We start from the raw sequence: 19,475 nt of genomic DNA on the forward strand, positions 1-19,475 counted from the left end.
GCTGGGGACGTTGCTCAGGCCTTGAAAGTGGCGCTTGGAAACAGGCTGGATAGGGCTGAGCAGCCTGAATTTACCGCTGGTTTTTCAGGTCACTGTTGCACAAAGGCCTTTGTCGTAGGTGATTGCTTCAAACGCTGAAAGTGTTTTTCCGGCAAGGGGTGTCAGAAAATTTCTTTAAATCATTAGGCAATATCAATCAAAAATGGCTTGTTGATTTGTGACTGTCGCTGAAACTGTTGTAACCAATTGATTTTATTGTGCTTCATGTTTGTTGGCCCGTAACTTTCTATTGGCTGCGTTGCTTTAATAGCTTTGAACAACTTCCGCAGCGAAAAGTGTTTTCTTAGTATTTAGTCACCAAGTGTTTCATTAATTTTTTTCAGGAGACTGCAATGAGACTGAATTTTTCAAATTTTTTGCGCGATGAAGAAGGTGCAACAGCCATTGAATATGGGTTGATTGCAGCCCTGATTGCCGTGGTTGCCATGGTTGCCATGGGCAATGTGGGCACCAGTCTGGAAAAAATATTTAGTTCAATCGCTACCAAGCTTGGGTTTACTGCTCCTAGCGGTGGTGGTGGGACCGGTGGTTCTTGATGGTGGGTGTCGTATTGCTTCTCCTTCTTTGCCATATTGCATTTCTGGATGTGGCAAAGAGGAGAATTCTTAATTTCTCTGTAGCTAGTGTTTTTGTTCTGGGTGGTTTGAATCTGATATTCAAAGACGTGAGCTGGATGGTGGCGGACTGGCGAGTAGCGGCTTTCTCTTGCTTGGTTGTTTTTGGTTTCTTTTTCTTGTTCTACGCCTTCGGAATCATGGGCGGCGGAGACGTCAAGCTGGCTGCAGCACTGGCCTTTTGTCTGGGGCTGGAACAGTTCTTTTGGATATGGGTGGTGAGCGTTGTCTTTGCCGTTGCGTACGGGCTTGTGTGGAAATTGCTCATAACAATTGAATTGACGTATGGGCGGGTTCCATTCAGTTTTTCGAAGCACGGCGTGCATCGATTTGTTCCTTACGGTGCCTTGCTGTGTGTTTCAGTTTTTATTGTGATTTATAGCGGTGCTTGATATGAGGAAAAATCACAAGAAAAAATACGGACGTCATTCGAGCAGTGGAGTTTCTGCTGTCGAATTCGCTTTGATTTTTCCTGTGCTTTTTTTAATGCTGTATGGCCTTTTGACCTATTCAATTATTTTTGCCATTCAACATTCTTTATCTTTGGCTGCAGCAGAAGGCGGGCGTGCTGCAGTGCGTTTTTCACAAACTCAGGATGTGCTGGCCACAAGAATCAATGCGGCTTGTGAAGCTGCAAAAAATTCATTGCTATGGCTGGAACAAATAGGGGTGGCCAACAACTGCACTTCAGGTTCAGGCAATAGCGTTCGTATTGATGTTCTTGAAAAAAATTGCCCCGCAGGGGCAGTCAATGCCAATCGGCATTGCCTTGAGATTTCCGTGTCATACGCCTATCGCACGCACCCGGTCATTCCCGTCTTGTTGCCGGTTCCCGCCAATCTGACGGGCCAGTCCTTTACACAGATTGCACTGGCGTATTGACATAAAAAACCAGGAGTGGCCATGAGTAGGTTGACTAAATTTGCAGCGATTGCCTTGTTGCTCGCAGGTGCCTTGCTCGCCGTTATGGCTTTGCTCAATACGCAGCAAAGCAGCCAGTCAGAGGCGTTGCCCGCGCCTCAGGCTGCATTGCCCCAGGTTGCGGTCGTCGTGACAGCCCGAGATGTGCCCGCGGGGCAGGTTTTAACGGCGGCTGATGTCTCGGTGCAGAACATGGCGCAAATGCCTGCGAACGGTTTTGGCAATGCGTCCATGGTGGTGGGGCGCAGCACTTCTGTAGAGCTTGCTCAGGGCACTCCGGTGGCAGCACACAGTTTGCTGGATGGTCTGGCCGGAATGCTGATGGTGGGCGAGCGGGCAGTGTCCATCAAAGTGGATGAGGCATCTGCCGTTGGGCACAAGCTGCAGCCCGGAGACTGGGTCGACGTTTTTGCGGTGTTCCGCCGCGATAGCCAGGAGGTAGACACAACCCAGGCCCGCATGTTGCTGCCGCGTAAAAAGGTACTGGCTTACGGTGCGCAGTTGCAAACACTCCCCCTGGGCGATGGAAAGAAGAAAGAAGAGGCGAAGTCTGCAGACCGGCAGAACCCGCCGGTGGCGCGCACCGCTGTGATTGCGGTCCCCGTGGAGGAAGTCAACCGCCTGTTGCTGGCAGAGCAGCAGGGGCAGGTGTTGCTGGCGTTGCGCAGTCCGCTCGATCAACACGAGCCTTCGTCTGACAAATTGAAACACATTGCCGGACTTGGCGTGGTGGCGCCATTGCATCAGGATGTAAGCAAGGAGTCGGCAGCGCTGGATGCCAGCCTGACTGCTTTGACGATGGCGGATTTGGCCAAGGACACCGCGGCCAAAGCCACGCTCTCGGTCAAGCAAGCTCAGCCAGCCAGCGTGAGGCGAACCCATGTACGAGCTGCGCCGGGTGGTGCCAATGTGGAAGTGATTAAAGGTGTACGCAAAGAGACTTTGAAGTATTGAGAACCGCTGATCCGTGTGCGCCAAAAGGAATGCTGATGAATCAAAAGAACTGGGAGACGTACCTGCTGATGCCGATGCTGCTGTGGTCTTTGAGCAGCAGCACCCATGCACAGGTGATGCAGGAGCGCGAGGTGGTGATGGGCGTGCAGCAGCACCTGGACTTTCCACAGGGCATTCAGCGCATTGCCATTGCTGACGATGCGGTGGTGAATGTGGCGGTAGAGCGCGCGCAGGGGGCCGGGAACCCCGCCAGGCTGTTGCTCACACCGCTGAAGCCGGGTACGACTTCATTGATGGTGTGGGGGATCAAAGAAGACAAGCCACGCTCATGGCTGCTCAACGTCAGCCCCTCTGTGCAAATGCGTCGCAGCAAGTATGAAGAGCTGACGGAGATGGCGCTTCGGGAGGCGGCGCTCAAACCGGCTGCGGGTGCCGCCGGTGCCGCAATCAATGCCAGCGAAGTGGTGCACAAGAGCAATGTGGTGCAGGTGGACGTGAAGGTGGTGGAGCTCAATAAAAACCGCCTGCAGCAAGCGGGGCTTAATATTTTCAGCACCGCAGCGAACAGCCAGGGTTTTAGTTTCGGGCTGCTTTCGCCAGGCGTTGCGGGCAATCCTAATTTTGCCGGTGGTGCTTTGCAGGGCATCACAGCCTCACCTTTTTCGCAGGCTTTTGGGCTGTTGATGAATTTTGGCAAGGCCAATATCGGCGTGAATCTGGGGATGCTGGAGGGCAGCGGCATGGCGCGCGTACTGGCTGAACCATCTCTGCTGGCGATCTCCGGTCAAAGTGCCAACTTTTTGGCGGGCGGAGAAGTGCCAATTCCTGTGGCACAGGGCAATGGTGCCATCAATATTGAATACAAATCGTATGGCGTGGGGTTAACGGTTTCTCCCACCGTGCTGGATAACCAGCGGATTGTCTTGAAGGTGGCCCCTGAGTCGAGCGAGCTCGATTATGCAAATGCTGTCACGTTGCAAAGCGTCTCGGTTCCAGCGCTGACGGTGCGCAAAGCTGACACAACAGTCGAGCTGGGCGATGGTGAGAGCTTTGTGATTGGCGGACTGGTCAGCCAAAGCACGAACAGCAGCATCAATCGAGTGCCTTTCCTCAGCGAAATTCCGATCTTGGGGATGATGTTCAAACGCCAGGAGTTTTCGCGCAAAGAGCGAGAACTGGTGATCGTGGTGACACCGCGTTTGGTAAGGCCCATCGCTGCCAACACGTCTTTGGCTGCACACATGCCAGGTGCGGCACAGGCTCAGCAAGCCACTTCCAACTTTTGGTCAAAGTATCTGGGCCCCACAGGCGGCAGTGACCAAGTTCCTGGTTTTTCACAGTAGGCGCAATGGCTATGGGCGCATCTCTTCCATCTAGCAGCGTGCTCACCAGTGGCACGCCCCCTCCGGTTGCGCGCCGTGTCTTGGTCGCGTCGCAGGACCCTTCGGATGCGCAGTGGCTGCAGATGCGGCTGGGGCAGGCACTGCAGATTGAGCACTGCCTGGTCAGTGTTGAAGCCGTTGTGGAGGTGATGGCGCAATCCGTGTCTGCGGTGGTCGTGATGTTTGATGCGCGCTCAGATTTAACGCAGCCTTCGCAAGTGGTGCAGTGGCTGCGCAAATACAAAACAGAGGTCTCGGTGCTGGGTATGGGCTATGCCAACAGTGCGGCTGTACCCCTGGCCGCCTTGCGCGCGGGAGTGAAAGACTTTCTGGACATCAGTGCCACCGACGTGGAAGACATCCGCAAGCCTGTGTGGGAGGCTTGCATGCGCGGCAACGTGGAGCGTGCAGACGTCTCTCGTGGCAAGGTGCTGGCCTTGGTTGGCGCACGCGCGGGCATGGGTGTGACCACTTTGGCCGTCCATCTGTCTGCAGCGTTGGCAGCTTTGCACGATGCAGCCCCAGCCACTCCAGGCTATGAGGCCGCTTCTGAAGACCTGGGGATTGGGCTGCTTGATCTGGGCTTTCCACTGCGTGATGGGCAGATGCTGCTAGGCCTCAATGGCCGCTTTCACATGGTGGATGCCGTGCAAGGGGTCAATCGCCTGGACAAGGCCATGCTCGAGGCCACCTTGCCGCGCCACATCAGTGGCACTACGGTGCTTTCCTGGCCAGCGCAATCGCACGTTCTGCGCGAGGTCTCGCCGTTATCTACGTCTTCGATCATCCAGCGGATGCGGGGCTTCTTTGCCTGGCAAGTGGTGGATGTGGGTGGCTTTCCGTCGCCAGACATTGTGCAAGAAGTGGTGCAGGCGGCAGACCATGTGTGGGTGGTTTGCGATCAGTCTGTCGGCGGCATTGTGTCGCTGTCAGAGCTGCTCAAGAACCTGCGCTCCAACGCCGCAGTCAAGAGCATTGATGGACTGGTGGTGAACCGCGTCTACAAGACCCAGGGGCTGCCTCCCGCAGATATAGCCAAACGCTTGGCGTTGCCCTTGCTGCATGTTTTGCCGCATCGTGAAGAAGCCCTGCTCAAATCCAGCAGTTCAGGCCTGCTGCTGTCCGAGAGCGTTCCCTCGGACCCCTATGTGCAAGACATCAAAAAGATGGCGGTGAGCCTGGTTGAAGCGAATGCCTCATCGCACCGGGCTGACGGGAACTCTGCGCAGATGAAGTCAGGCAAGGGTTGGCTGAGCTGGGTGTCAGGCAAAGGGGGCACCGCATGATTCACTTGACGTTCCAGGAGTGTTCACCCGGGTTTGAAGGCTCACGTGAGTACCTCTCCATCAAAGCCAAAGCGCATGAATATTTACTGTCCCGTGTTGAAGATGTGGGGATGGAGTTTTCGCAATGGGGAGAGCAGCGGGTCAAAAATTTTGTAGACAGTGAAGTTGATCGATTTGTGCAGCAGCAGCGCGTGCCCATCAACTCGCACGAGGCGCAGCACATTGCACAAGAGCTGTTCAAAGAGATCAATGGACTGGGGCCACTGGATGACTTGATGGGCGATCAATCGGTGGAAGACATCTTGATCAACGGGCACAGGCAGGTTTTTGTGTCTCGCAACGGAGTGATGCAGTCGCAAGTGCTGCATTTTGCCGATGATGCGCATTTGCTGCGCATCATTCAGCGCGTCATCGCCCCATTGGGGCGGCGTCTGGATGAGTCCACGCCCATGGTGGATGCTCGCTTGCCCGGTGGCGGGCGATTGAATGCGGTCATTGCGCCATTGGCTCTGGATGGCCCTCTGGTATCTATCCGCAAGTTCCGCAAAGATCCTTATGGCATGGCCGATCTGGTACGCCTGGGTTCGCTGAGCGAGGACATGGCGCAACTGCTCGAGCATGCGGTGCGCAACCGCTGCAATGTACTGATCAGCGGTGGCACCAGCTCAGGCAAGACATCGATGCTCAATGCATTGGCAAGCTACGTACCGGCCACGGAGCGCGTTGTCACCATCGAGGACACGGCGGAGCTGAGCCTGAAACACCCCCACGTTGCACGCATGGAAAGTCGTCCTTCTGGGCTGGATGGACACGGTGAAATCAATACCAGAGACCTGATGCGCAACAGCTTGCGCATGCGCCCCGACCGCATCATTGTCGGTGAGGTGCGCGGGGCTGAAGTGATGGAAATGCTGCAGGCCATGAACACCGGGCACGATGGCTCCATGGCGACAGTCCATGCCAGCTCCCCCAGGGAGTGCCTGTACAGATTGGAAATGCTGGCTGGTTTTGCCGGCTTTGCCGGCAGTGAGCTGAGCCTGCGCAGACAGATCGCTTCTGCGTTGAATTTCATTGTGCAAATTGGCCGTCTCCCGAATGGCAAGCGCCGTGTGGTTTCCATTACGGAGGTGTCGGGGGTCAATGACAACGTGATTGCTTTGCAGGAGCTTTTCAAACACGACTACACCGAGCAAGCTGATGGTGAGTTGGTGGAGCACTGGACGGGCGCAGGCCTGCTTCCGCAAACGCCTAAGCTGGCTAAATTGCGGCAAGAGATGGCGAATAAAAATTCGAGCCAGTCGCATGGCGGGTGGCTGCTATGAGTAACCTTGCCTGGATCAGCATGGCGTGTTTGCTGCTGGCGGCAGGCATCGGCCTGTTCGGCTATGCACAGCACAAGCAAAACGTGCAGCTGATTTCTCAGCGCGTGCAGCGTGTTCTGGATGCAGAGCCTACGCTGGTGCTGCCTGCGGCGCTGGACAAAGAGCAGCAGCAAAAGCGGCATGAATGGCTGCAGTTTGTGCCGCCCTGGGTGCAGCAGGCATTTTCTCCACGGCAGTGGGTGCTGATTGCCCTGACAACATTGTGTGCGACAGGTTTGGTGGCATGGATGGCCAGCCTCGGCATCGCTGCAATTGTGCCGCTGCTGGTACTGGGCATTGCCTTGTTTGCTGCCTGGCTGCGCTGGCAGCGTTTGCGTGCACGCGTGGTGCAGCAATTGCCGTCTTTCATTGATGGCATGGTGCGCATGGTGGTGCTGGGGCATGCCACACAGTCGGCCTTTGTCATGGCCACTGCAGCTGCCAAGGAGCCGCTGGCCTGCATCGTGGTCAAGGCCGCAGCTTTTACCAAGGCTGGCATGCCGATTGACCAGGCCCTGCAGGCGGCCACCCGAGAGCTGAAATTGAATGAATTCAATCTTTTGGCAGCCATCTTGCAAGTGGGTGGACGGTTTGGCGGGCGAGTAGATCATCTGCTCGAGCGTGTTGCACACCTGATGCGTGACCGGGAGCAGGCTGACCGTGAGCTGAAAGCGCTGTCAGCAGAGGTGCGCGTTTCTGCCTGGGTATTGAGCCTGCTGCCAGTAGTGGTGGGCGGCGTGATCATTGTGCTCAACGCCAGCTATTTTATGAAGATGTGGGATGACCCCTCAGGCAAGTGGCTGGCCTTGGTCAGTCTGGGCCTGCAAGTGCTGGGGTCGGTGGTTTTATATCGTTTAGCCAACCTGGACGACTGATCAAGGAGCCACACGCATGACGATGAACGCGCAATGGATGGGTGTCCTGGGGCTCGTATTGGTTGCAGCAGGGGCGCTGTTGCTGCTGTCTCATTATGGAAAACGCGGCGGGCAGCGCAGGCATATGGACGCCTTGCTGGATAGCCAGAAAGCGTTGGCTGAAAGTGGCTTGCAGCCTGAGCGGTCTGGTCACTGGCTGGAGCGTCTGGTGCAAGAGCCTGCCGCCTGGCTGGATACGCGCTGGGGCAGGCAGTGGGTGGCACAGGAAGACCGGGCCTTGCTGGTGCAGTGTGGCTATCAGAGCAGCCTCAGCCGCGCTTACTTTTTGCTGGCACGTATTGCCTGCTCTCTGGTTTTTCCCATGGTGGCCATGCTATTTGTGCCCGTCTTTGAAGATCAGGGCCACAGGCTTTTGGCATTGTTTGCTGCCGCTGTTCTTGGCTTTCTGGTCCCGAAGTGGTTTTTGAGAAGCCGAGCCGCCAGGCGCTGCAGGCAGGCAACCAAAGAGTTGCCCGTATTGGTGGATTTGCTGGGCTTGCTGCAGGGCGCGGGGCTGGGGATAGACCAAAGCCTGCACTTGATTGCCAAAGATTTTCGCTCCGTCATGCCCGTGTTGACGGGTGAGCTGGACATGGCCAATCGTTTGCATGCCAGCGGTCGATCGCGTGAGCAAGCTCTGATCCGTATGTCTGAGATGTTTCAAAGCGATGCGTTGACGGATCTTGCTGCGCTGATTGTCCAGATTGACAAGCACGGGGGTGCGGTGCAAGAGCCTTTGCGTCAGTTTGGAGAGCGTTTGCGTGAGCAGCGGCGCATGCGCATGAAGGAAGACATAGGAAAAATCACGGTCAAGATGACCGTCGTGATGGTGCTGACGCTTTTGCCTTCGCTGCTGATCATTACAGCTGGCCCGGGTTTCCTTTCGGTAGTTCGCGCATTGGGGGGTGTGAAATGACAAACCTGTTATCCAAGTTGTTGGCTGCGCTGGGCTTGATGGGCACTGTGCTGTCCATGTCTGCGTGCTCTACCACTGCTGTAGGGGCGAGTGCCATCGGGGCAGTGGCCGAGGCGGTCGCTGGCAACTCCTACTCCAAAGAGTCGCGGCGGCGCGCTGAGATGCAGTCTGACTTGCAGTCCTACGAAGAGGCGCAAACACCGCAGCATGTTGAAAATGAAGCCGCGTATCTGAACGTGGTTGAGCAGATGCAAAAACAGGGGCTGTGGTTTGCATCTCTGGCGCACATCGATGCACTGGAGACACGCTGGGCTGTCTCAGAAAGAAGCCGTTTGCTGCGGGCAGATGCATTGCGCCAGACGGGGCAAAAAGAGCCCAGTTCGGTGCTTTATCGCCAGCTTTTGCGCAGCCCCAGTGCTGCACGGGCTTTGCATGGGCTGGGGCTGATTGCGGCAGCAGACGGGCAGTTTGAGGCTGCGGTATCGCAAATGCAGGCTGCGCAAAAAATCGCACCTACCGATGCGCTCTTGCTCAACGATCTGGGCTACGCACTGCTGCATACCGGGCGGGGTGTTGATGCGGGCATGCCGCTCAAGCAAGCTGCGCAGCTGCTGCCACAAAACACCCGCATACAAAGTAATTTGGCAGTGTATCTGGCACTGTTTGGCAGCACCTCTGAAGCACTGGCGTGGATGAATCAATCGGGCATGGGGGCAGAGCAGCGCATGCGTGTTCTGGAACAGGCACGCACGTTGAGTGCGCCCGCTGAGGGGGCGGCCAGCAGCCGGCCCATTCAAGTGCTGGGCGCTGCACCGCAGGCGGCGGTGGTAGAGGTGGGGCGCAGCCCCCTGATTTTTGAAAAACAGCTGGCGTCAACGGCTGCAGCCTTGTAATGGCACCGCATGGCATGCGGCCAAGATTCACACCAGTTTGATTGCTAGAGCCAGGAGTTGTGATGTCACCAAATAATCGACTGAAACAGCGTGAGCCAATGCCTGCATTGCGCCAATGCTTGATGGCCTGCTTCTGTGCATGGATGGCAACGGGCACTTATGCGCAAGATGCCAAAAACCAGGAAGCGCCCAAAGTGCAGCCGCAGGCGGTGTGGTTGCCGCAGCCCAAAGTGGGGGAGGCCACGCAGAAGCTGCTGGAGTTGCAAGGACGCGGGACCCTTGCCTCTGACAGGCAATACCCCATGCCCGTCGCTGTGGCAGAAAGGGTATACAAGCGCTATGTAGATAGCTTCGCGCATCCAATTCCAGAGAGATTGGACTCGACGCTGGAAGCGCAGAAATAAGGCCTGTGCATGCCGGCGTACCACCACCACCACCGCAAGCAGCAGCAGGGTGTCACCCTGGTCATGGTGGCGCTGTGGATGGGCATTGCTCTGGCGGCACTGATGGTGCTTGATATTGGTAATTTGTTCTGGCAAAAGCGTGAGCTTCAAAAAATTGCAGACCTCAGTGCGTTGGCCGGCTCGACCCAGCCGTTGAACGCAGCCTGCACCTCCACGGCGCCCTCCAACGCCAAGCAAATTGCTGATGCCAATGGCCTGCGAGCAGGCGATGTGTTTGAGGCGAAATATGGCCGCTGGGCACCCGGTGCAGGCGTTTCTCTTGAGCAATTTTTTGCTGCAGCCGATGTCTCGAAAAGCAATGCCTGCCATGTGGAAGTTCAGCGCAATGTTTCTTATTTTTTTATTTTCTCTGCCAGCGGAAACAACAGCCGCTGGATTGGTGCCAAAGCGACGGCGCTGGTATCTGGCGAACCGGTGGCAACCGTGCTGGTTCGAAGCACGCTCGCTTCGCTGAACGCAGGCATGCTCAATACGCTTTTGAGCGCTGTGCTGGGCACTCAGGTCAATCTGACGGCTGCCAGCTGGCAAGGCATTGCCAAACTGAATGTGAATTTGCTGAAGGTCTTTGATACTCTGCTGGACGTGAATGCCAACGTCGGTGACTACGAAGCACTGCTTGATACCCAGGTGAAGCTGGCTGATCTTCTCAAAGCCATGATTTCAGCCGTCGAGCCGGGCAAGTTCGTGGCTGCTGACGTGGCTGCCTTGCAGCAGCTTTCCCTCTTGAACCTGGGCAACGTGCAAGTGCGTCTGGGTGATTTGATCAAACTGGAGAATGCCAACCCCGCTGCGGCGCTGAATCTGGGTGTGAATGCCCTGGAGCTGATTCAGGGCGCATTGCAGGTGGCGACCAAAGATAACGCATTGAATTTGAATCTGGGCATTCCTGGACTGGTGACCGTCAAGCTCAAGGTGATAGAGCCTGCGCAGCTGGCCATCATTGGCAACCCGCTGGACGACAGCATCACCATTGAGGCACGCACCGCACAAGTGCGTTTGTGGGTGGCACTCAGCACCTCTGCCAACCTTTTGTCTTCCGTTCTTGATATGGTTTTCGGCTTGATTGAGGATCTGCTAAAGCTTGTTCTTGGGTTGTTGAGCAGCACGAGGATTGAACCTGAGTTTCTAAACTTGAATCCTTTGAGGCTGGATGTCTTGCTAGATGCGGCCAGAGGTTATGTGCGGATTGAGAATGTCGATTGCACCAGCGCTGTGCACAGTATGGATTTGACGGTGGAAAAAGCGACAGTCGATGTGTATGTGGGCCAGCTCACGGGTACAACGCCTGTTCTGCGTGAGCAACAAGCTTTTGGCGCAGGCATTCCCCAGGTTCAGCCAGTGTCTATCATTGATATTGGTAGCAGCAAGTGCAATTTGCTGGGGTTACTTTGCGGCTCACGCGTTGCAGGAACTCACGGGAATATCCTGTTGGGCGGGCATTTGAAAGTGCTTTCTGAGCAGCAGAACGTGCGCTTTAGCGGCGACGAAATCAACAAGTTTGAAGTGGTCGATGACGCGGCAGGTCAACGCATCTATCACACGGTCTTGCCCAAAAATATCAGCAGCATTTCAGGGCTGCTCAAGGGTGCCAATCTGATTGAAGTGAACATCGGCGCCAGTGTGACGGGTGCACAAAAACTCTCTCTGGTGAATGCGTTGCTCCAGAACGTGTTGACACCTGTTTTGTCGATTCTGGACCCTCTTGCACCACTGCTGGACGGGCTGTTGCGTGCGCTGGGCATTCAGGTCAATGAGATGGAAGTGGCGCCCTATCTGCAGTGCGGCGGCAGCAGCGAGCTGGTTTACTGACGCGCAGAGCTTGGTGCTTTGATGGTGTGCTGCTGATCTGTCAAAGACTGTGCGTCATGCGCTGGCGGCGTTGATCCAGTCGAGCAGCTGGCTTTGTGCAAAAGCCACAGTTTGCGTACGCACTGCGGCACGGTCACCGGCAAATTGTCTGCATTGTGCGTGGGTGGTAGCGCCAATGGTCCATGCCATCCAGACCGTGCCAACGGGCTTGTCAGCAGAGCCGCCACCGGGGCCTGCAACGCCACTGACCGCAACGGCGACACAGGCGTTGGAGCGTTGCACGGCGGCCTCTGCCATGGCGCGAACCACGGCTTCGCTGACCGCGCCGTGCGTCTCGATCAGCGCGGATGGCACACCGAGCATCTCGGTTTTAGCAGCGTTGGAGTACGTCACAAACCCACGGTCAAACCAGTCGCTGGAGCCGGGCAGGTCGGTGCAGGCCGCGGCGATCAGGCCGCCAGTGCAGCTTTCTGCAGTGGCCATCATCCAGCCGCGTTGCTTCAAGGCTGTGGCCAGCTGCACAAGGGTGTGGTGCAAGGGAGGCAACTCAGTCATGCGGTGGTTAAACGGTTACGTAACGCCACAGCGCAATGACCAGCAGTGTGCAAAATGCGGCAACCAGATCATCAAACATGATGCCCCAGCCGCCACGCGGGCCAAAGCCTTTGAACAGCCGGTCGGCCCATTTGACCGGGTTGGGCTTGGCTGCATCAAAAAACCTAAAGAGGGCAAAGGCTACGAACTGCCCCCAAAAGCCCATGGGCATGGTGAGCCACAGCACGATCCACATGCCGACCACTTCGTCCCAGACGATATGCCCGGGGTCTGCCACGCGCATGTGGCGAGCCGTCACGGTACACGCCCACCAGCCCACCGGAATGCTCGCGGCAATCAGCCAGCCCATTTGTGCCGGGGTCAGCCACAGTTGCAGCACCAAAAAAGCCAGCCAGGCCCAGAGTGTGCCGATGGTGCCCGGTGCGATGCGGCCCAGCCCCGAGCCAAAACCCAGCGCAATCAGGTGGGCCGGGTGCGCCAGCATGAAGCGCACGGTGGGGCGAATGGGTGTGGTAGGACGCGCCTGCGTGGACGATGCACGCGCTGTGCCCTCGGATTCCGTGAAGCGTTTGGGCTGCACGTCGGTTATTGGTTCCATGGTGTGATTGTAGAAGTCGCTCAGGGACGTGGCTCAGGCGAAATGGTCAAACGAGGCAAAGCGCAACGGCAGCTGCTGGCCGCCCGGGGCCAGTACGCGGATGCCACGCTCGGCTTCGATACGGCCAATGCAGGTGACGGCAACGCCAGTCTGGGCAGCGGCTTCGCGCACAGCAGTCTGTAGGCTGGATGGGGCGGTAAAGCACAGCTCGTAATCGTCTCCGCCGGCCAGGGTACAGGCGTCGATGCGGCTCATGGCCAGTGCGGCCATCATGGGGTGGCGGCGTGCCTGAAGCAGGCTGCGGGTGATATTGGCATCAATGCAAGCGCCGACCTGGCTGGCCTCCAGGATGTGATTCAAATCGCCCAGCAGGCCATCGCTGAGGTCCAGACAGCTGCTGGCAATGCCGCGCAGCGCAATGCCCAATGCAACGCGGGGTGTGGGTTGTTCCAGCCGCTGGCGGGCCTGTGCCAAAACAGCCGGCGGCAAGGCGTGCTGGCGCAGCAGGGCATCCAGAGCGATGCGCGCATCGCCCAGCGTGCCGCTGACCCAGATGTCGTCACCGGCCTGGGCACCGCTGCGCAGCAAAGCCTGGCCGGCGGGTACTTCACCAAATACCGTGATACAGATGTTGAGCGGGCCCTGGGTGGTGTCGCCGCCGACCAGTTCACAGTCATGCTGATTGGCCAGGGCAAACAGGCCATCGGAAAAGGCCTGGCACCAGTTGGCATCTGCACGAGGCAGAGACAGCGCCAAAGTGAAGGCCAGTGGCCTGGCACCGCAGGCAGCCAGATCGCTGAGGTTAACGGCCAGTGCCTTGTGGCCCAGCAGTTGGGGGTTGACGTCCGCAAAGAAGTGGCGGCCTTCGACCAGCATGTCGCTGGAGACAGCCAGTTGCATGCCTGCAGCAGGCGCCAGTAGCGCGCAGTCGTCACCCACGCCCAGGGGGGAGCGGCGCACTGGGCGCTGGAAGAATTTGCGGATGAGTTCGAATTCGCCCATGATAGAAAAGTAGCTGTTAGCGCTTGTGTTTAAAGCATTTCAGATGCAAATGATGCTGAAGTGGCTGTTTTGCAAGCGCTTGCAGCTATGCTTTTTAAATATCTAAATGGCTTCTCCGCGAAAACGGCGTGAGGCTTGCCGGGTGACTTCACCCAGCAATTGCTCTTTGGCTTGCCGCTCTCGCAGCCAACGTGCGTCATTGTGACTGGTTAAGACGTCATTGCGTAGCATTTGCAGTGCAGGTGCGGCGCCGTGGCGTGCTGCGTGCTGCGTGATCTGCTCAATGGTTTGCAAAATGTGCTCAGACAGCGGCATGTGCTGGCCCGTGCCGGGTTCTACATACACAGCATCCAGTCCAAAGCGGCAGGCCTGAAACCGGTTGTAGGTGTACACCAGATAGTCGTCTTCGCAGGGCGTAAAGGGCTGGGTGTCGATGAACCATGCGGCCAGCGCCTGCACGTAGCCTGCCAGTGCCGCTGCGCGCTCAATGGTCAGCGGGGTGTCGCACACACGGATTTCGATGGTGCCGAACTCGGGCTTGGGGCGAATGTCCCAGTAAAAGTCCTTCATGCTTTTGACTACGCCGGTGGCGGTCATCTTGTCAAAATAAGCCTCAAACTCTTTCCACGTGAGCACGCAGGGCGCCCGACCTGACAAAGGGAAAGCGAACACCGAGTTCAACCGTGCCGAGTCAAAGGCCGTGTCCTGACCCTGTACGTAAGGGCTGGAGGCCGACAGCGCAATGAAGTGCGGGATGTAGCGCGACATGCGGTGCAGCATGAGCAGGGCGGCATCAGCATCGGGGCAGCCAATGTGGATATGCTGGCCAAAAATGGTGAATTGCTTGGTCAGGTAGCCGTACAGCGCTGACAGCTCATGAAAGCGGGCCTTGTCATAAATACGCTGCTGGTGCCATTGCTGGAAGGGATGGGTGCCACCGCCAACCACGGCAATGTTGAGCTTGTCGGCACTTTTGACCAAGGCATCGCGGATGGGGGTGAGCTGCCCGAGCACCTCGGCGGCACTGTGGCAGATGCCGGTAGAGATTTCGATCATGCTGCTCGTCATCTCCGGCACCACACTGCCGGGCAGGGCGTGCTTGTCCATCAGGCGCAGCATGTCGGTGGCGTAGGGCGCCAGATCGTAGTCGTGTGTGTTGACCAGTTGCAGCTCCAACTCCACGCCCAGGGTCAGGGGCTCGGACTGCTGAAAGGCTTCTAAAGGCATCTTCAGTTTCCTGTGCTGGTGGTATTGGTGGTGTTGGTAGAGGGCGGGATGTGCGCTGGAACAGCGCTTTCACCTGCGCGGCGCAGTGCAAGGGTGGCAAGGACAGCGCCCAGCAGCTCCAGCAGCAAGATGGCGGGCAGGGCCGTGCCTGCAATGGCCTGCGCTGCTTCGGGCGCAGCTTGCGCAAATTGCGAAGTAATCAGCAGCGCCACCGCAGACATGGGAGCCATGGCACACGCCACCCATATGGCCTGACGCCAGCTGGCCCCTGAACCAATGTTGCCCAGCCCGACCCCGATGGTTTTGGACAGCAGCCGCGCCACCACCAAAGCCAGCACCGTCAGGGCTACAGCACCGCTCCACGAAGCCTGTGCAGCTACGGTAGAGACCAGTACAAACATCAGCATGGTGAGCAGCGATGACGCCGTGCCCAGCTGGCGTGGCCATGCCCAGGGGCGCTGGTGCAGTTGCTTGAGCAGCATGCCCCCCAGCAATGCTGCCAGCGGGGCTGAGCCACCCAGATGGGCCGCCAATGCCGTGGCGGCGGCAATCAAGGCCAGCATCAGGATGGAGGTGTTCTCACTGCTGGGGTTCATCAGCCGCAGTGCCATGCGCATTGCCAGGCACAGCAGCGCCGCCACCACGACAGACACGCCCAGCACCACCAGTACCGGGGTAATGTCATGCCACAGCGATGCAGAGGGACGGGCGAAGATTTCTGCTTTGGCACTGCCCAGGGTCAGTGCGTACAGCGTTGACAGCGTCGCCAGCACCATGGCGCGGTCAGTTACAGGGCCAACCGCGCGGGTGTCGTTGATAACGCGTGCCAGCACTACGGGCGAAGCCGCCATGGCAATCAAGGCCAGCGGTGTGGCCGTTGCTGCAGGCATGTTCAGCCAGATCAGCGTGTAGTAAACCGCCAGATAGGTCAGCGCTGCTTCGGTCAGGCTTTGAACCAGCACCATGGGGTTATGGCGAAACCAGCGCAGCGTAATGCGGCCACCGCATTCAAACAGCACGATGGCCACACCCAGCTCCAGCAAGAACAGTGCAGGGCCTTGCAGTGGCCACGCCGTGGCGCTGAAGCCAAGCAGCCCAGCCAGCGTTCCCACCACGGCATAGCCCAAGACTTTGGGCATTTGCAGGTGGCGTTGAAATAAATAGCCTACGAGCGAGGCCAGGGCCAGCAGCAAAGACCATTGCAGGGTGTCAAACCCCGCGGAAGGTTTGAGCCATTGGGCCCAGAAGCTTGGATCTTGGATCATGCATTCATCCTTGTCGGTGTCTCCTTGGGAACAAGCAGCGCCAGCGCTGAATGGGACCGTTTGAGCCGATCAAGGCTTGAAGAAACTCAAAGGTCGTTTGCGCAGGCGGTGGCGGATGGCAGCGTAGATGCGCGAGCGCTCTACACCGGTGACGTTTTGGGCACGCAATGCCATGCGAAAGGCAAGATAGAAACTTACCAGAACGTTGATGGCTCCGTTGAAGGGCAACATCGCCACAGCCCACCAGAAAGCGTCGTCATGGATCATTTCCCAGCCAAAGGTGGCACCCGCAACGCCCAGCTGGCCTGAAGACAGTGTGACATGTCGCACCTCCAGCCCCAGGCCAAAAAAACCTGCAATCGCTGGCGCAAGCCCCAGCATCAGGCCCAGCGAAATGTTGGCGGCAAAGCCAGAAATGTTGTTGCGCCAAAACGTGCCCCAGCGTTTGGCACGCGCGCTGCCCAGCACTCGAGTGATGGTAGGGTTGTAGCGCAAGGCCGAGTCCAGGCGGTTGAGAACAAACCAGTTTTCAGCCCAGCCGGCAATCAGGCTGCTTAAAAACAGCAACACCCCGGTGAAGGCGGCAAACACGACCGAAGGCCCCAGCAAACTGAGCGAATCCAAGACTTGCGTGGCGTGTGGCTCATCAAGTGGTGGCGTGCCAAAAGCGTACTGGTACAGCATGCTCAGCCCCAGCGCGGCCGGGAAAACCACCAGCACGTTGCCCAAAATGGCCGCCACCTGGGTGCGGGTGAGGTTGGCTACCTCATCCACAAAGCCCTCGATCGCACCTTCTTCGTTGATGTTTTTGAGCTTGGCTGCCATGGCCGGCGCGGTCATGGCGGGTTGTTTGGTGGCTACGGTGAAATGCAGCAACTGAATCAGCAAGAAGCTGATGGCGTAGTTAATGCCAGCCCAGAAGCCGCCCCAGAATGCGGAGAAGGTCAGTGCCACCAGACCGAATTTCACCAAAGTGGTCACGGACATGACCAGGCCACCACCGGCTGCGCGATGCAGCATCTGCAAGTATTCCTTGCCGGTGCGGGTGATGTAGTGTTCGCCGGTTTCAGCGCTGCGCTCGGTCATCTTGGCCGCCAGCAACGAAGAGTTGTTGGCAAACAGGGAGCGCAGGCTGCGTCGCTCGCGCCCGACACTGACAAACCCCGCCAGCAGGCGCAGGGCATCTTGCTCAGGCCGTGTGCTGGTCAGGCAATCGAGCAACTGGCGAATGCGCACAATGCGGGTGCGCAACTGGCGCACCCGAAAGACAAGGCCAACGGAGATGCCGTCATCGCCATAGTGGTTGTAGACGGTGCCAATGGCTGCACGGCAGGCATCCAGCCGTTCGCGCAGGCGGCGTTCTGCTTCCAGCAACCGGTCGGGGGTGCGCAGGCCGTGCAGCACCTCGATGCGCAGGCTTTCGACATCTCGAATCAGGTCGTGAAAAGGGCGCTGATCGCGTGCCTCTTCGCTCATGCGCAGGCGCAATTCGGGTGCAAAGCCATTGGACAGAATTTGCCCGGCGCAGTAAGTGATGGCATTGAGCAGTGCATGCTGCCAAAAACTGGCACCCTGGCTGTCTGCAGGGGCGAGCAGGGCTGCAAGGCGCTGCAGCAGTGACTCTGGCAATGCGTTGAGCCAGCGTGCGTCAAACTCGCTGGGCATCGCAATGGAAAAAAGCTCGGATGCGTCGATGGTCTCGGGAGTGCCGGGCAGCAGCTTGCTGCGGATGCGTTCGGACACTTCCGTGATCATCGCAGTGCGGGGTGCGAAGCCGAAATCGGCCAGCAAGGTCGTGATGTCTACGCGGTCAATAAAAATCAGCCACCACGCTTGCAGGCGTTGCCGTGCGTCGGCATCGTTTTCCATGGCGACTACAAAAGCTTCCACACGGCCTGTAGCTACCTCAATGGATGGGGCTGCTTCACGCACCCATTCCAAGACGTGAATCAGCCACAGATGACGCTCGGCAATATCTGCGTGGGGGTCGAGTTCCGCCAGCAGGCGGGGCAGGTCTTGGGGTTTACGGCGCATTCAGTGCAGGGTGCGTGAGGAGGGCTGAGCAAGGGTGCTGGAGCGGTCGGGCTCCGGGTCAGCCTCGACGTTCAGTGCAAACGGTGCAATCGGAGCATCAAAGATTTCCCCGTCTTCTGTAATGCACACGTAGCGTCCTTGCATGCTGCCTGAATCTGTACGCAATTCACAGCCACTGCTGTAGCTAAAGCTTTCTCCGGGCTGCAACAGAGGCTGGCGCCCTACAACGCCCAGACCGTGCACTTCTTGCTGCGCTTGTTGGGCATCGGTAATGAGCCAGTGGCGTGCGATCAATTGCGCGGCCACCTCTCCCGTGTTGGTGACCGTAATCGTGTACGCGAAACGATAGACCCCCTGCTGGGGGATGGACTGCTGCGCCTCATAGTGGGCGTGCGCTTCAACCTGAAACTCATACATCGGCATGTGGCAATAGTAACTGCGACAATTGACCCTATGAACCCCACGTACCGCATCGCCCCTTCCATCTTGTCTGCCGACTTTGCCCGTCTGGGTGAAGAAGTACGCACTGTCATCGCTTCTGGCGCAGATTGGATCCACTTTGACGTCATGGACAATCATTACGTCCCCAATTTAACCTTTGGTCCCATGATTTGCCAGGCTGTCAAGCCACATGCAGTCACGCCAGATGGCAAGCCTGTGCCTATTGATGTGCACCTGATGGTGCAGCCAGTCGATGAGCTGGCCAGTGCCTTTGCCAAGGCCGGCGCGGACTACATCAGCTTTCACCCTGATGCTTCGGCCCATGTGCACCGCAGCATCCAGAACATCAAGTCCCATGGCGTCAAGGCTGGGCTGACATTCAATCCCGCTACACCGCTGGATATGCTGGACTGGGTGATTGAAGATCTGGACCTGATCTTGCTGATGAGTGTGAACCCCGGTTTTGGTGGCCAGAGCTTCATTGATAGCACGCTGCGCAAGATTGAAGCGGTGCGCAAGCGCATTGATGCATGCGGTAAAGACATTCGCCTGGAAGTGGATGGCGGCATCAAGGAAAGCAACATCCGCGCGGTGGCCAATGCCGGTGCCGACACCTTTGTGGCGGGCAGCGCTATTTTTGGCAAACCCGATTACAAGGCCGTGATCGATCAGATGCGTGCCAATTTGGCAGCTTAAGGCACTGCAGCTAGCAGATACTTTCTGCTGTAACACCTGCCTTGCGGCCTGCGGATGCAGGCCTTTTTTATCAGTCTTTTTGG

20 protein-coding genes are annotated in these 19,475 nt (G+C 57.7%); 13 read left to right on the forward strand and 7 right to left on the reverse strand.

The genetic code is table 11. The features are described 5' to 3' along the window. Positions 1-392: 392 nt before the first annotated feature. From H9646_RS05525 to H9646_RS05580, 12 genes are all read left to right on the forward strand, one after another. Complete coding sequence (locus H9646_RS05525; RefSeq protein WP_191722356.1) at positions 393-596, forward strand: Flp family type IVb pilin; 204 nt, start codon at positions 393-395, stop codon at positions 594-596. After that, positions 596-1,066, forward strand: coding sequence for a prepilin peptidase (locus H9646_RS05530; protein WP_225214016.1), 471 nt, complete (start codon positions 596-598; stop codon positions 1,064-1,066). Before H9646_RS05525 ends, H9646_RS05530 begins: the two co-directional genes overlap by 1 nt. 1 nt (position 1,067) lies before the next feature. Continuing rightward, positions 1,068-1,556, forward strand: a complete 489-nt coding sequence (locus H9646_RS05535) for a TadE/TadG family type IV pilus assembly protein (RefSeq protein ID WP_191722358.1) — start codon at positions 1,068-1,070, stop codon at positions 1,554-1,556. A gap of 21 nt (positions 1,557-1,577) precedes the next feature. After that, positions 1,578-2,549, forward strand: a complete 972-nt coding sequence (gene cpaB / locus H9646_RS05540) for a Flp pilus assembly protein CpaB (protein ID WP_191722359.1) — start codon at positions 1,578-1,580, stop codon at positions 2,547-2,549. A gap of 35 nt (positions 2,550-2,584) precedes the next feature. Then, positions 2,585-3,892: a type II and III secretion system protein family protein gene (locus H9646_RS05545; protein WP_191722360.1), complete on the forward strand. Its 1,308-nt coding sequence runs from the start codon at positions 2,585-2,587 to the stop codon at positions 3,890-3,892. Positions 3,893-3,903: 11 nt separating this feature from the next. After that, complete coding sequence (locus tag H9646_RS05550) at positions 3,904-5,217, forward strand: hypothetical protein (protein ID WP_191722361.1); 1,314 nt, start codon at positions 3,904-3,906, stop codon at positions 5,215-5,217. Continuing rightward, positions 5,214-6,539: a CpaF family protein gene (locus tag H9646_RS05555; RefSeq protein ID WP_191722362.1), complete on the forward strand. Its 1,326-nt coding sequence runs from the start codon at positions 5,214-5,216 to the stop codon at positions 6,537-6,539. Before H9646_RS05550 ends, H9646_RS05555 begins: the two co-directional genes overlap by 4 nt. Then, entirely contained in the window at positions 6,536-7,453 is a 918-nt protein-coding gene (locus H9646_RS05560) for a type II secretion system F family protein (protein WP_191722363.1), read from the forward strand. The genes H9646_RS05555 and H9646_RS05560 overlap by 4 nt, the downstream gene beginning before the upstream one ends. A gap of 16 nt (positions 7,454-7,469) precedes the next feature. Further along, a complete protein-coding gene (locus H9646_RS05565) occupies positions 7,470-8,408 on the forward strand; it encodes a type II secretion system F family protein (protein ID WP_191722364.1) in 939 nt (312 codons plus the stop codon). Then, on the forward strand, positions 8,405-9,301 hold the full coding sequence (locus H9646_RS05570; protein WP_191722365.1) for a tetratricopeptide repeat protein: 897 nt from the start codon (positions 8,405-8,407) through the stop codon (positions 9,299-9,301). Before H9646_RS05565 ends, H9646_RS05570 begins: the two co-directional genes overlap by 4 nt. Positions 9,302-9,444: 143 nt before the next feature. Beyond that, complete coding sequence (locus tag H9646_RS05575) at positions 9,445-9,705, forward strand: DUF3613 domain-containing protein (RefSeq protein WP_191722366.1); 261 nt, start codon at positions 9,445-9,447, stop codon at positions 9,703-9,705. A gap of 9 nt (positions 9,706-9,714) precedes the next feature. Next, on the forward strand, positions 9,715-11,574 hold the full coding sequence (locus H9646_RS05580) for a TadG family pilus assembly protein (RefSeq protein ID WP_191722367.1): 1,860 nt from the start codon (positions 9,715-9,717) through the stop codon (positions 11,572-11,574). A 54-nt stretch (positions 11,575-11,628) separates the two neighbouring features. Here the strand turns inward: H9646_RS05580 and H9646_RS05585 are convergent, their stop codons facing one another. The 7 genes from H9646_RS05585 to apaG form a co-directional block, all read right to left on the reverse strand. Further along, positions 11,629-12,129 (reverse strand): CinA family protein, encoded by a 501-nt coding sequence (locus tag H9646_RS05585; protein WP_191722368.1) that lies wholly within the window; start codon positions 12,127-12,129, stop codon positions 11,629-11,631. 7 nt (positions 12,130-12,136) lie between these two features. Then, positions 12,137-12,613, reverse strand: a complete 477-nt coding sequence (locus H9646_RS05590; RefSeq protein WP_225214039.1) for a phosphatidylglycerophosphatase A family protein — start codon at positions 12,611-12,613, stop codon at positions 12,137-12,139. A 147-nt stretch (positions 12,614-12,760) separates the two neighbouring features. Then, positions 12,761-13,729 carry a thiamine-phosphate kinase gene (gene thiL / locus H9646_RS05595; protein ID WP_191722370.1) on the reverse strand — a complete coding sequence of 323 codons (969 nt, stop codon included), beginning with the start codon at positions 13,727-13,729 and terminating at the stop codon, positions 12,761-12,763. 102 nt (positions 13,730-13,831) lie between these two features. Further along, positions 13,832-14,956, reverse strand: a complete 1,125-nt coding sequence (locus H9646_RS05600; protein ID WP_191722371.1) for a YbdK family carboxylate-amine ligase — start codon at positions 14,954-14,956, stop codon at positions 13,832-13,834. A gap of 2 nt (positions 14,957-14,958) precedes the next feature. Further along, positions 14,959-16,221: a cation:proton antiporter domain-containing protein gene (locus H9646_RS05605; RefSeq protein WP_191722372.1), complete on the reverse strand. Its 1,263-nt coding sequence runs from the start codon at positions 16,219-16,221 to the stop codon at positions 14,959-14,961. Positions 16,222-16,290: 69 nt separating this feature from the next. Continuing rightward, positions 16,291-18,255, reverse strand: a complete 1,965-nt coding sequence (locus H9646_RS05610) for a site-specific recombinase (protein ID WP_191722373.1) — start codon at positions 18,253-18,255, stop codon at positions 16,291-16,293. After that, positions 18,256-18,678: a Co2+/Mg2+ efflux protein ApaG gene (apaG, locus tag H9646_RS05615; RefSeq protein WP_191722374.1), complete on the reverse strand. Its 423-nt coding sequence runs from the start codon at positions 18,676-18,678 to the stop codon at positions 18,256-18,258. It abuts the gene before it with no gap. Between the two features lie 30 nt (positions 18,679-18,708). On the opposite strand from apaG, the gene rpe reads away from it, so the two are divergent. Then, positions 18,709-19,392, forward strand: coding sequence for a ribulose-phosphate 3-epimerase (gene rpe, locus H9646_RS05620; protein WP_191722375.1), 684 nt, complete (start codon positions 18,709-18,711; stop codon positions 19,390-19,392). Positions 19,393-19,475: the final 83 nt, after the last annotated feature.

Origin of the sequence: Comamonas avium (genome assembly GCF_014836675.1) — a bacterium.
In the GTDB taxonomy this organism is placed as follows: domain Bacteria; phylum Pseudomonadota; class Gammaproteobacteria; order Burkholderiales; family Burkholderiaceae_C; genus Comamonas; species Comamonas avium.

Bases quoted from the DNA above. Each gene is read 5' to 3' on its own strand.
- H9646_RS05525 (WP_191722356.1), top strand. From the start codon at position 393: ATGAGACTGAATTTTTCAAATTTTTTGCGCGATGAAGAAGGTGCAACA.
- H9646_RS05530 (WP_225214016.1), top strand. From the start codon at position 596: ATGGTGGGTGTCGTATTGCTTCTCCTTCTTTGCCATATTGCATTTCTG.
- H9646_RS05535 (WP_191722358.1), top strand. From the start codon at position 1,068: ATGAGGAAAAATCACAAGAAAAAATACGGACGTCATTCGAGCAGTGGA.
- cpaB (WP_191722359.1), top strand. From the start codon at position 1,578: ATGAGTAGGTTGACTAAATTTGCAGCGATTGCCTTGTTGCTCGCAGGT.
- H9646_RS05545 (WP_191722360.1), top strand. From the start codon at position 2,585: ATGAATCAAAAGAACTGGGAGACGTACCTGCTGATGCCGATGCTGCTG.
- H9646_RS05550 (WP_191722361.1), top strand. From the start codon at position 3,904: ATGGGCGCATCTCTTCCATCTAGCAGCGTGCTCACCAGTGGCACGCCC.
- H9646_RS05555 (WP_191722362.1), top strand. From the start codon at position 5,214: ATGATTCACTTGACGTTCCAGGAGTGTTCACCCGGGTTTGAAGGCTCA.
- H9646_RS05560 (WP_191722363.1), top strand. From the start codon at position 6,536: ATGAGTAACCTTGCCTGGATCAGCATGGCGTGTTTGCTGCTGGCGGCA.
- H9646_RS05565 (WP_191722364.1), top strand. From the start codon at position 7,470: ATGACGATGAACGCGCAATGGATGGGTGTCCTGGGGCTCGTATTGGTT.
- H9646_RS05570 (WP_191722365.1), top strand. From the start codon at position 8,405: ATGACAAACCTGTTATCCAAGTTGTTGGCTGCGCTGGGCTTGATGGGC.
- H9646_RS05575 (WP_191722366.1), top strand. From the start codon at position 9,445: ATGGCAACGGGCACTTATGCGCAAGATGCCAAAAACCAGGAAGCGCCC.
- H9646_RS05580 (WP_191722367.1), top strand. From the start codon at position 9,715: ATGCCGGCGTACCACCACCACCACCGCAAGCAGCAGCAGGGTGTCACC.
- H9646_RS05585 (WP_191722368.1), bottom strand. From the start codon at position 12,129: ATGACTGAGTTGCCTCCCTTGCACCACACCCTTGTGCAGCTGGCCACA.
- H9646_RS05590 (WP_225214039.1), bottom strand. From the start codon at position 12,613: ATGCTGGCGCACCCGGCCCACCTGATTGCGCTGGGTTTTGGCTCGGGG.
- thiL (WP_191722370.1), bottom strand. From the start codon at position 13,729: ATGGGCGAATTCGAACTCATCCGCAAATTCTTCCAGCGCCCAGTGCGC.
- H9646_RS05600 (WP_191722371.1), bottom strand. From the start codon at position 14,956: ATGCCTTTAGAAGCCTTTCAGCAGTCCGAGCCCCTGACCCTGGGCGTG.
- H9646_RS05605 (WP_191722372.1), bottom strand. From the start codon at position 16,221: ATGATCCAAGATCCAAGCTTCTGGGCCCAATGGCTCAAACCTTCCGCG.
- H9646_RS05610 (WP_191722373.1), bottom strand. From the start codon at position 18,255: ATGCGCCGTAAACCCCAAGACCTGCCCCGCCTGCTGGCGGAACTCGAC.
- apaG (WP_191722374.1), bottom strand. From the start codon at position 18,678: ATGCCGATGTATGAGTTTCAGGTTGAAGCGCACGCCCACTATGAGGCG.
- rpe (WP_191722375.1), top strand. From the start codon at position 18,709: ATGAACCCCACGTACCGCATCGCCCCTTCCATCTTGTCTGCCGACTTT.